The sequence below is a fragment of the Pseudomonas sp. genome (assembly GCF_049645325.1).
Taxonomy (GTDB): Bacteria; Pseudomonadota; Gammaproteobacteria; order Pseudomonadales; family Pseudomonadaceae; genus Aquipseudomonas.
This window is the reverse complement of the sequence record NZ_JBARTQ010000298.1, coordinates 1-9,428: the sequence shown is the minus strand read 5'-3', so window position 1 is coordinate 9,428 and position 9,428 is coordinate 1. Positions and strand designations below refer to the sequence as shown.

The following is a 9,428-nucleotide window of genomic DNA, read 5'->3' as shown; positions in this document are numbered from 1 at the left end:
GCAAAGCCCTCCTCCAGACGCTGGTAAGCGACCTCAAACCCGAGCAAAGCCACCCAGAAGTCGAGGCTCTTGCGCAGGTCTGTCACCATCAATTCCGGCACCAGTTTGTTTCTGTTCATCAGGCGTTTGCTTTCCTGTCGACGTGAGCGTTGAGCAACGCAGCGATATTCTTGCGCAGCTCACCGTGCAGTGCTTCGGCGTAGGGCGTGGCGGTTTTCCAGTCGTAGAACCAGGCGGGCATCGTGCGTTTGTCGTCCGGCTCCGAGGCGTATCGGGGGAAAATATGGCAGTGCAACTCGGGCTCGGAATTGCCCAGGATCTCGTAGTTCATGCGGTGCGCGCCGGTCGCCTGCAGCACCGCATCGCCGATCCGGACCATGTCGAGCAAGTACGTGGCCCGCGCTTCGGTGTCCAGGTCATTGAGGCTGGCGACGACCGGATCGGGCAGCAGCAGGCAGTAACCCGGCAAAAACTGCACATCACCCATTACCGCCCAGCCTGAGGCCATGCGGCAAATGACTTTATCGTTGGCGCCATTACGCGCCAGTGCTACACGTTCCGTGATCAGCGGCATGGTTGTCCTTAGGGATGAAAGTGCCGTCCGCATACTATCCAAGTTTGCGCAGGTTTGGCGGATGCGGCGCGCGGGTGATGCAGGTTCGATCATCAGGTAGAGTGCGGAACACTCCACGACCATTGCATAGAAAGGATTCAGCGTGAGTACTCCGCAGGATTGGCTGAAAAAGCTTAAGAGCCGGCATGGGCCTGCACCTTCTTGGGCAGATCAACGACGCAATGAAGCGTTGGAGTTGCTCGCAAATGCCGAGAACGAGGGTCATTGGGTAGAGCTCAGTCGCCACTACAACGGGTTTATCCGGGAAGTCGCAGTTCGGGAATTGTGCACTCAATCGTCTCCGCAAGCCTTGGCGGCATTGACCGAGCGCCTGAACGATTGGGTCCCACAGGTGAGGGATTTGGCGGCAGCCGGGTTGCAAGGTTACCTTTGCGCGTCCCAGGCCGCCGCGTTGCTCTATGTGCTGGAACCCGTGATGGCGTTGGCCGCACGCCAGCGGGTTGATCACGGTGCGACGCTCGCGGCTATACGGGCGGTCCTGCAATCGCCTGACGTGCACGATCAGGTTTATGCGCAGTTCCTTGCGCGCCAGGGTAAAGCCGCGAGTTATCTGTTTGTGCTGCTGCTGGAAAAAACGCGCGCCCTCAGAACACTTCTGCGTGACGCCCTCGCCCATCGGGAATTGACCGTGCGGTTGCAAGCCGTGGCAGCCTGCATGACGCTACCGGCTGAAGAGGTGTCCCCGCTGCTGTTTGAGGCATTGTCACGACCCGGCGCCAAAGTACGTGCGCGCGTGCTGTATGCGTTGCTCCCCATGCTCGCGGACCCGAAACCGGTGCTGCGCAACGCCTTGCTGGATGCATCCCCTGCGATTCGCAACCTCGCGCGCTGGGCAGCACCCCGCCACGGTATCGATGCCAGCGAAGTCTTGAACCAGCGATTGGCCCAGGCCATGCCCCGTGCAAGGCGCGATTGGCTCGGCGTGCTTGGCCTCGCCGCAGAACTGGGTACCGAACTGCCCGAGCCATGGCGCTCGCACGCACTGCGATCCGACTACGCCACGGTACGGCAGGCAGCCATTCATAGGCTGCAAGACGACGCACCCACGGCCTTTTTTGCGGCGCTTGAAGATCCTTCGGACAAGGTGTTCAGCGCAGCGATAGCTCAGCTGAACAAGCTGCCCTGGCCCAGCGTGAGCGAGGGACTGTGCGCAAAACTCGACAGTGATTGGCATCACCTGCCGTCGCACCGCCGCGAGGCCATTGTTCAGTCGTTCCCCCGCTGGCAGCAATTAGCCTACCTGCTGAGGCGACTGGAGGCTGACCCTGTCGTGCAGGCGTATTGGCTGCGCCACGTGCATGAGTGGATTGACCGTCAATACCAGATAGTCGACCCGGTCACGTCGAGGCCGCAACGCAGCGTACTGCTGAATACGCTTCACGCCTTCGCTGCCAGCGGACTGATCAGCAGCGACCAACTTGCCCGCGTCACCTGACTGAGCACACGCCCCATGCGAATCACCTGCCTTCATACCGCAGCCAGCAACATCGCCGTGTTCGAGGCCGCCGCCAAAGCGCTGGGCATCGCGCCAGACACGCTGCGACATGAAGTGCGTGCCGATTTGCTGGCTGCCGCCGAGCTGGCCGGCGGCTTGACCGAGGGCATTACCCAGTCAACGGTTGCAGTGCTGCTGGCCCTGGAGCCGCACGCGGACGCGGTGTTGCTCACCTGCTCGACCCTGGGCCCGGCGGTTGAAAGCATCGCCAGAACGAGCCGAGTACCGATCCTGCGCACCGACGAGGCGTTGGCGTTCGCTGCGGTGCAGGCGGATGGAAACGTCGTGGTGTTGTGCGCGGTCGAGACCACCCTCGAACCCACCTCCACGCTGTTCCACAGGGCAGCATTGCGAGCAGGCACACGCGTCGACGTGCAGCTGGTTCCCGGCGCGTGGGAGCAGTTCAAAGCCGGTGACATCGATGGCTACCTGGCGACCATCGCGCAGGCAGCAGACCGTGCCTATGTCGAGGGCGCATCCATCGTGGCATTGGCCCAGGCCTCCATGGGTGAAGCCGCCGCGCTTGTCACCGCTGGGCCGCCGCCGCTCACCAGTGCCACAAGCGGCTTGAGGGCCGCCATGAAAGCGCTTGTGGGTTGAGCCTCAACTGAGGCGTTTACGCCGATACTCATCCGGCGTTTCCCCGGTGAGCTTGCGAAACATACTGATAAACGCCGACGAACTGCTGTAGCCCAGATCAAACGCAACGGCTTCCACCGACGTCCCGGCCTTGAGCTTGTCCAGTGATGAGGTGACCTTCAACCGCTGCTTCCACTGCGCCAACGACATGCCCAAGTCTCGCTGGCAGCGCCGTAACAGCGTGCGCTCGGTGGCGTTGACCTTGCGCGCCCAGTCCGCCAACGAACGCCCATCCGCCGGGTTCTGCTCCAGTGCCACGAGGATCGGCCCCAGGATCGGGTCGGCAGAGCCCGGCAAGTAACTGCCCACGCACGAGGTGCGGTTCAGGCGGTCCAGCAGCACCGTCAGCAGTCGGCTTTCCTCGGCGGTCTGCACCGGCCCGGGCGGCGAGGCGTGAAGTTCTTCGAGCAGTTCGCGGATCAATGGCGTGACGGTCAATGCACACGCCTTGAGGGGCAGGCGCTCGCACAAGGCCGGGGCAATGTAGAGCGAGCAGTGACAGGCCTCCTGATGATTCATCGCGTTGTGTTCGATCTGCGGCGGCAGCCACACACCGTATTGCGGCGGCGCAATGAAGTGGGCACCGTCCAGTTTGAGTTCCATCACGCCACTGAACGAGTACACAAACTCGCCCCAGGGGTGGCGATGCGTCGGGTACGCGGCCGACGCAGGCATGCGGGCCGCACGAAAGTAGAGGGGTGCAGGCAGCTCGTCGGTAAACGGCGCAAGGATCAGGTGCTCGGCTAACTTGCCCATGGCGGTGGCTGCGCAGCGGCTAAAGGGTGAGCATTATGGTGGTTTTTAAGCAGCGCCGGAAGAATGCGGCAGCGCCGAGGCGTGCGAGCGCCGCGCCCGGGCGATCTATACGGCCATCGCCGGCGCGCAATTGATCGCGCGCACGCGCGCCGACATGAGCCTGTACGACGAACTGGTCCTGAGCTACCAGGACGCGGGGCTTATCCCCACATGACGGCTGGGAGGCCTACCTGCGACAGGTAGCCCTCCAGCTTTTCAACCTCGCCTGACGAGACAATCGCCCCGATGTAACCGTCTGGGCGGACCAGCACCCAATCGCCGGCAGCCAATGCGTAAGCCTGCTGAAACTGCCCCTGATGATCGATCACCGCGCCTTGCGAGCCGATGAGATGGACACGCAACCCAGGCCGAGGCGGCACCGAACCAGCGGTGACGTTATAGCCCAGCAGCGTCCAATGCCCGCCCTTGAGCACGTCGAACAGGCGCAGCAACTGCCCCGCCGCCCCCTGCAACGGCGCATCCGGCGCACGATCACCGGCACACAGGTTGCCGGCACGCTCGGCAGGCCCGCATGCAAGCGACGACTGCGGGTAGCCGATATCAAGTTGATGCACTTCCCTGCCCCGGCGCATATCGCCGCGTTGCAGGCTGCCCAGCAATTGCGTCGACAAGCCCAATACCGAGGCCGCCACCGGGCGCCGCTCTTCTTCGTAACTGTCGAGCAACGCCTGCGGCGCACCGTTGGCCACCGCCGCGAGTTTCCAGCCGAGGTTATAAGCATCCTGCACGCTGGTGTTGAGGCCCTGGCCACCGGTGGGCGGATGAATATGAGCGGCATCGCCGACCAGAAATACCTGCCCGACACGGTATTGATCGGCCAACCGCGCATTCATGCTGTAGGCCGACGCCCATGACACGGCATGCACCTGAATGTCATCGCGGCCGGTGCGCTCGGACACCATCGCCGCCAGCCCCTCGGCACTGAGATCCACCTCGGCGTCCAGCGGGACCGGCGCCTGAATCTGGAACAACGGCGTGCCGGCCAGTGGGCATATGGCGATCTGGCGTTGCAGCTCACCCTCACCAAAACGGTGCCAGTACTGCGGCGAAAGACCGGACAATTGCACATCCGCCACCAGTGCGCGCACGCCGAGGGTCTTGCCCGGAAACTCGATATTCAGCGCATGGCGCACAAAACTGCGGCCGCCATCCGCGCCCACCAGCCAACGCGCTCGCAGGGTTTGCGGACCTGAGTTGCCCTGCAATTGCACGCTGACGCCGTCGGCGTCCTGCTCGAACCCGACCAGTTCACACCCGAACTCAGGCCGGTGGCCCCATTCAAGCAAACGCTCGCGCAGCACCTGCTCGGTCAGAAATTGCGGCAGCATCAGCGGTTGTTGATAGGGCTCCGCGGGCGTCGGTGCGTTGCGCTCGATGGAATCGGCGTCAATGTAACTGCCGTCGTCGCAGTAGCGCCGCTCAGTCGGATAGACTCCGCCCATGGCAAAGAGGCGGTCGAGTACCCCCAAGTCTTCGAAAATTTCCTGGGACCTGGGTTGGATGCCTTTGCCACGCGAGCCATGGAAAGGTTGGCGGTTTTTCTCGATCAGGCGAAAACGCACACCGCGTCTGGCCAGGTCGACCGCCAGGGTCAAACCGGCGGCACCGGCACCACAAATCAGCACGTCGACAACGCATTGCTCTTTCATATGGACCCCCTATATGTGCACTATGCACATATTAAGACGGAGAAACACAGTGTCAAGAAAAAGCGTGCAAAACGCACATATAAGCGCTCAACTGCGTGACTTGCATGGGTCGTTGGTTGAGATTGTGGGCGTGATGAACCGCCCTCAGCGCGACGAAGCAATGGTGCGCGAGGCCGGGATTGCCCTGGACCGCGCGCTGTTTCCATTGCTGGTGCTGGTTGAACGGCTGGGGCCGATTGGCGTAGTCGAACTGGCTGACCGCGTGGGCCGCGACTACACCACCGTCAGCCGGCAAGTGGCGAAACTGGAAAGCCTCGGCTTGATTTTGCGCCAGGAAAGCGCCCTCGACCGCCGCGTGCGTGAGTCGGTCATTACCGAAAAAGGCAAGGTCATGACCGACCGGGTCGATGAAGCACGCGAACGCATTGGCGTGTCGATTTTCTCCACCTGGGACGAAGGCGACTTCGACAATCTGGTGCGCTTGATGCGCAAGTTTGCCGAGGAGATCAAGGACGACTCAATCCGTGCCACCCAAGACCTGCGTTGAGCTGGAGGGCGGCGATCAGTGCGGCAACAGCCCTGCCAGCACCTCTTTGAACGTCACCCGCCCCGTACGCGGAACGCCTTCAAAACAAATCCAGCCCTCATTGAACCCGTCCAGCATTTGCATGCGCGGCAGCGGGTTGTGCATGCCCTGGGCGTGGAACAGGTCAGCCCATGCGTCGCGCGGTACGGCTTGCGTGCGCACCGGGTGACCAAGCAGATCGGCGAAGGCTAGGGCGATACTCTCAGGGGTCACCGCCTCGGTGGCCTGCAACTCGACGATGCGCTTGCCCTGCCAGGTTTCCCGCAGCAGTTCGGCGGCCGTGCGGCCGACATCGGCCGTGGCGATCATCGGCACGGGCTTATCCAGCGGCTGCAGAAAGCTTGGGATCACGCCGCTCCTGGCCGCCTCGATGTCCCACTGGTGGTTTTCCATAAACCACGCCGGGCGCAGGAAAGTAATGGGCAGGTCCAGACCGCCAAGGCTCTGCTCCAACAGTTGCAACTGGTTCAGCAGGTTCGGTTGGCTGGCCTGGGCACCGATGGTGGAGATGCAGACCACTTTTTCCGGACGCGTCACGGCCAACGCCTGATGGATATTCGCGATGATCTCGCGGGTGTGTGCGAAGCCTTCCTGCGGATCGAAATTCGGCGGCAGCAGGATGAATACGCCTTTGCTGTTGTTGAACGCAGCGGTCAGTGAGTGCAGGTCCGAGGCATCCGCCACCGCCACATCACAGCCTTGCGCGGCCCAGGCGGCGCCTTTTTCTGCATCGCGCACCACCGCGCGCACTGGTTCGCCGGCTGCAAGCAATGCCCGCGCGACGGCTGCGCCCACTTGCCCGGTAACGCCCATGATCGTGTACATCGTAAAAACTCCCGTGTGTTGGCAACCGCTTGTTGCCGTGGAGAAAGTATTGCGTTGGCACGCTCGTCAGAGCGATAGCGTGGCGCTCATCACATTCATGACTGAAAATCACTGATTAACGGATCACCAGGGCAACGTCATACCCTGGCGATCGGTAAACCTGAGGCCGGGCCGACCCGCGTGCCCTTCCACGGTTTCCACCACCAGCGGAATGCTTTCGCTGATCTCCAGCAGCGCATCGGGGCCGCCCATCTGCGTGCGCACCCAACCTGGAGCGACCAGCAGATAGGCAAGGGAATCGTCCTGATGGCGCCTGTAAAACGCCTTCATCAGCATGTTCAGCGCCGCCTTGCTTGAGCTGTACAACTCCCAGACGCCAGGGTTGTCGGCGATGCTGCCCAGCTCCGACGACATCACCGCCACCACCCCATCACGCTCAACGTTCCCATGAAACACTTCCAGCGCGCGCACCGGGCTCAGGGCATTGGTCAGCAGCATGTCGACAAAGTCCTGCTCATCCACCTGCAACGTGGTCAGCTCATTGGCCTTGCACACACCGGCGTTGATAAACAGGGTGTTCAGGCGCGTCGTCGCCAACCGACCCTGCAATGCCTGCACCGAAGTCAAGTCGGCAATGTCTACGCGCTCAAGGCTCAAGCACTCGGGATAGCGCAACTTCAGGCTGTCCAGCTGCGGGGAATCGCTGCGAGAGGTGGCGATCACGTGGTAACCGCGTACGCAATATTCCTCAGCCAGGGCCAGGCCCAGCCCACGTGAGGCACCGAGGATCAAACAGGTTTTGTTGCTCATGACAGGGTTCCTGAAGACTGGATGGACAAGGCGGCAGTGAAGCATTGCGCCACGCACGCCTTCAATATCGCGCCAGTCACAGCGCCAGTGACTCCCCGTCACGGATCGAATGACCATTCCCCGCTATCGCTTGTCGTTTTGGCGCTATATGCCACCGATGCGACGCTTCCAGACTGACGCCCTTGAGTCAGAGGAATCGTACCGTGGACAACCGCCAGCCCATTGATAAACAAGCCGCCGTGCTGATGATTGTGATCAGCGCTGTCTGGGGGCTTCAACAAGTCGCCATCAAAGTTGCCGCTGCAGACGTTGCACCGATGCTGCAGATCGCCCTGCGCTCGGGCATCGCGGCCGTGATGGTCGGCGCGCTGCTGATGCTGCGCCGCTACCGTGAGAAGTGCCGCTTCCAGACCTGGCGCGGTGGCCTACTGGTCGGGGTTTTGTTCGCCGTCGAGTACATCGCCGTATCGGTAGGGCTGGGCTACACCTCAGCCGCGCACATGGTGATTTTCCTCTACACCGCGCCGGTATTTGCCGCCATCGGCCTGCATTGTCGGTTCGCCAGTGAGCGCCTGAGTCCCGTGCAATGGGCGGGCATCCTGATCGCGTTTATCGGGATTGCCGTGGCGTTTTATGCACCGGGCAAACCCGGCGAGGGTTGGGTCACTCCACAGCGGATTGGCGATGCGCTGGGCGTGGTCGGCGCCATCGCCTGGGGCGCGACGACCTTGAGTATTCGTTGCTCCAAACTGGCGGACGCGCCGGCGCCCCTGACGCTGTTCTACCAACTGGCCGGCGCCTGCATGATCCTCACAGGCGTGGCCTGGGCAACCGGGCAAACCCGGTTTCATCTCTCCGGCATCGCGCTGGCCAGCCTGACCTTCCAGACCGTGGTGTTCTCGTTCCTGAGCCTGCTGGTGTGGTTTTGGCTGCTGAGCCGCTACCTGGGCTCGCGGCTGGGCGTGCTGTCGTTCCTCACGCCACTGTTTGGCGTGGCGTTCGGCGTGTGGCTGTTGAATGAACCACTGGACACCTCGTTTGTGCTCGGTTCGCTGTTAGTGCTGGTCGGCATTGTGGTGGTCAGCGGGCACGACTTGCTGCACGCCAGGGCGGCCGCGACGAGGCCGTCGGTGTGCCGTGAGAACGTTTAGTGTGTCAGCCGCACTGGCGGTGGAAGTCGGCAATCTGCTGCCACATCGCGACCGGGTTGGAGTACATCGGAAAATGCCCGCACGCCGCGATGGGCGCCAGGCGCACGCCTTGGGCCTGGATATGCGGCAAGTAGCTCAGCGAGGCGTTTTGTTCGCCGTACATGAACATCGTCGGGCAGGGTAAGCCGAGGAATTTGCCCATCAGGTCGGCGTGGTCGGACAGCTCGACCATCGACTGGAAAATCCCACGCACCGCGCCCGCCCGCACCTTGTGGCGCAGGCTCGCCGAGTAGAGCGCGCTGGCATACGCCGGTGCCTGACGGGTGCGTTCGATAAAGGCGTTGAAAAACGCCTCCGGATCGTCCGCCGGAAAATCCACAATCTGGCGGCTGAGAAAGCAGTCTTCGGGGGCAATATTGCCTTCGATATCGGTAAAGCTCAGGACGCGGCCGGGGAACCGGTGGGCGAGCATCAAGGCGGTCAACCCGCCCATGGAATGGCCGACCAAGTGGAAGCGCTGGATATCGAAATGCTCCAGCACGTGCAGGGCCGTCTCCAGCAGGAACGCAATGCCGATCTTCGACAGGTCGGCGCACTGGCTTTCACCGCAACCGGGCGCGTCATAGGCGACAAAGGGATGCCCATCGAACGCCGGGTGCAGGGTGATATCGGCGTAGTCCTCCTTGGTCGAACCAAACCCGTGCAAAAACACGATGGGCGCACGCTCGCCGGTGCGGTGCAGCGCGGCAATGTTCAACGAAACGCCCTCTACCATCAGCGGCAAAGTGGTGTGGACGAACGACATGGTGGGGCCTCCTTGAAC

The 9,428-nt window shown here is 62.4% G+C and carries 10 protein-coding genes and 2 pseudogenes; 5 read left to right on the top strand and 7 right to left on the bottom strand.

Annotation, left to right across the window (positions count from 1 at the left end):
- Positions 1-122: pseudogene (locus tag WBB95_RS13440) on the bottom strand (VOC family protein); the annotation flags it as partial.
- Positions 119-574, bottom strand: coding sequence for an HIT family protein (locus tag WBB95_RS13435; protein ID WP_424488019.1), 456 nt, complete (start codon positions 572-574; stop codon positions 119-121). The pseudogene WBB95_RS13440 and the gene WBB95_RS13435, both read right to left, overlap by 4 nt.
- 142 nt (positions 575-716) lie before the next feature.
- On the opposite strand from WBB95_RS13435, the gene WBB95_RS13430 reads away from it, so the two are divergent.
- Both WBB95_RS13430 and WBB95_RS13425 read left to right on the top strand, forming a co-directional pair.
- Positions 717-2,069 (top strand): PBS lyase, encoded by a 1,353-nt coding sequence (locus tag WBB95_RS13430; RefSeq protein WP_424488018.1) that lies wholly within the window; start codon positions 717-719, stop codon positions 2,067-2,069.
- Positions 2,070-2,084: 15 nt separating this feature from the next.
- Positions 2,085-2,729: an aspartate/glutamate racemase family protein gene (locus WBB95_RS13425; protein ID WP_424488017.1), complete on the top strand. Its 645-nt coding sequence runs from the start codon at positions 2,085-2,087 to the stop codon at positions 2,727-2,729.
- Positions 2,730-2,732: 3 nt separating this feature from the next.
- Here the strand turns inward: WBB95_RS13425 and WBB95_RS13420 are convergent, their stop codons facing one another.
- Entirely contained in the window at positions 2,733-3,524 is a 792-nt protein-coding gene (locus tag WBB95_RS13420; RefSeq protein WP_424488016.1) for an AraC family transcriptional regulator, read from the bottom strand.
- A 67-nt stretch (positions 3,525-3,591) separates the two neighbouring features.
- On the opposite strand from WBB95_RS13420, the pseudogene WBB95_RS13415 reads away from it, so the two are divergent.
- Positions 3,592-3,738: pseudogene (locus tag WBB95_RS13415) on the top strand (TetR/AcrR family transcriptional regulator); the annotation flags it as partial.
- Here WBB95_RS13415 and WBB95_RS13410 read toward each other — a convergent pair.
- Positions 3,725-5,233 carry an FAD-dependent oxidoreductase gene (locus WBB95_RS13410; protein WP_424488015.1) on the bottom strand — a complete coding sequence of 503 codons (1,509 nt, stop codon included), beginning with the start codon at positions 5,231-5,233 and terminating at the stop codon, positions 3,725-3,727. The pseudogene WBB95_RS13415 and the gene WBB95_RS13410 overlap by 14 nt on opposite strands.
- A gap of 133 nt (positions 5,234-5,366) precedes the next feature.
- Between WBB95_RS13410 and WBB95_RS13405 the strand changes: the two genes are divergently transcribed.
- Complete coding sequence (locus tag WBB95_RS13405) at positions 5,367-5,780, top strand: MarR family winged helix-turn-helix transcriptional regulator (RefSeq protein ID WP_424488014.1); 414 nt, start codon at positions 5,367-5,369, stop codon at positions 5,778-5,780.
- 15 nt (positions 5,781-5,795) lie between these two features.
- Here the strand turns inward: WBB95_RS13405 and WBB95_RS13400 are convergent, their stop codons facing one another.
- Together WBB95_RS13400 and WBB95_RS13395 are read right to left on the bottom strand one after the other, a co-directional pair.
- The gene (locus WBB95_RS13400) at positions 5,796-6,644 is read right to left on the bottom strand and encodes an NmrA family NAD(P)-binding protein (protein WP_424488013.1); all 849 of its coding nucleotides are present in this window, start codon (positions 6,642-6,644) and stop codon (positions 5,796-5,798) included.
- Positions 6,645-6,767: 123 nt separating this feature from the next.
- A complete protein-coding gene (locus WBB95_RS13395; protein ID WP_424488012.1) occupies positions 6,768-7,454 on the bottom strand; it encodes an SDR family NAD(P)-dependent oxidoreductase in 687 nt (228 codons plus the stop codon).
- A gap of 203 nt (positions 7,455-7,657) precedes the next feature.
- Here WBB95_RS13395 and WBB95_RS13390 point away from each other — a divergent pair, with 203 nt between their 5' ends.
- The gene (locus WBB95_RS13390; RefSeq protein ID WP_424488011.1) at positions 7,658-8,605 is read left to right on the top strand and encodes a DMT family transporter; all 948 of its coding nucleotides are present in this window, start codon (positions 7,658-7,660) and stop codon (positions 8,603-8,605) included.
- A gap of 4 nt (positions 8,606-8,609) precedes the next feature.
- Here WBB95_RS13390 and WBB95_RS13385 read toward each other — a convergent pair whose 3' ends face one another.
- A complete protein-coding gene (locus WBB95_RS13385; RefSeq protein ID WP_424488010.1) occupies positions 8,610-9,410 on the bottom strand; it encodes an alpha/beta fold hydrolase in 801 nt (266 codons plus the stop codon).
- Positions 9,411-9,428 lie beyond the last annotated feature (18 nt).

Excerpts from the sequence above, each read along its gene's own strand:
- WBB95_RS13395 (WP_424488012.1), bottom strand. The coding sequence starts at position 7,454 with ATGAGCAACAAAACCTGTTTGATCCTCGGTGCCTCACGTGGGCTGGGC.
- WBB95_RS13420 (WP_424488016.1), bottom strand. The coding sequence starts at position 3,524 with ATGGGCAAGTTAGCCGAGCACCTGATCCTTGCGCCGTTTACCGACGAG.
- WBB95_RS13425 (WP_424488017.1), top strand. The coding sequence starts at position 2,085 with ATGCGAATCACCTGCCTTCATACCGCAGCCAGCAACATCGCCGTGTTC.
- WBB95_RS13410 (WP_424488015.1), bottom strand. The coding sequence starts at position 5,233 with ATGAAAGAGCAATGCGTTGTCGACGTGCTGATTTGTGGTGCCGGTGCC.
- WBB95_RS13400 (WP_424488013.1), bottom strand. The coding sequence starts at position 6,644 with ATGTACACGATCATGGGCGTTACCGGGCAAGTGGGCGCAGCCGTCGCG.
- WBB95_RS13435 (WP_424488019.1), bottom strand. The coding sequence starts at position 574 with ATGCCGCTGATCACGGAACGTGTAGCACTGGCGCGTAATGGCGCCAAC.
- WBB95_RS13405 (WP_424488014.1), top strand. The coding sequence starts at position 5,367 with ATGAACCGCCCTCAGCGCGACGAAGCAATGGTGCGCGAGGCCGGGATT.
- WBB95_RS13385 (WP_424488010.1), bottom strand. The coding sequence starts at position 9,410 with ATGTCGTTCGTCCACACCACTTTGCCGCTGATGGTAGAGGGCGTTTCG.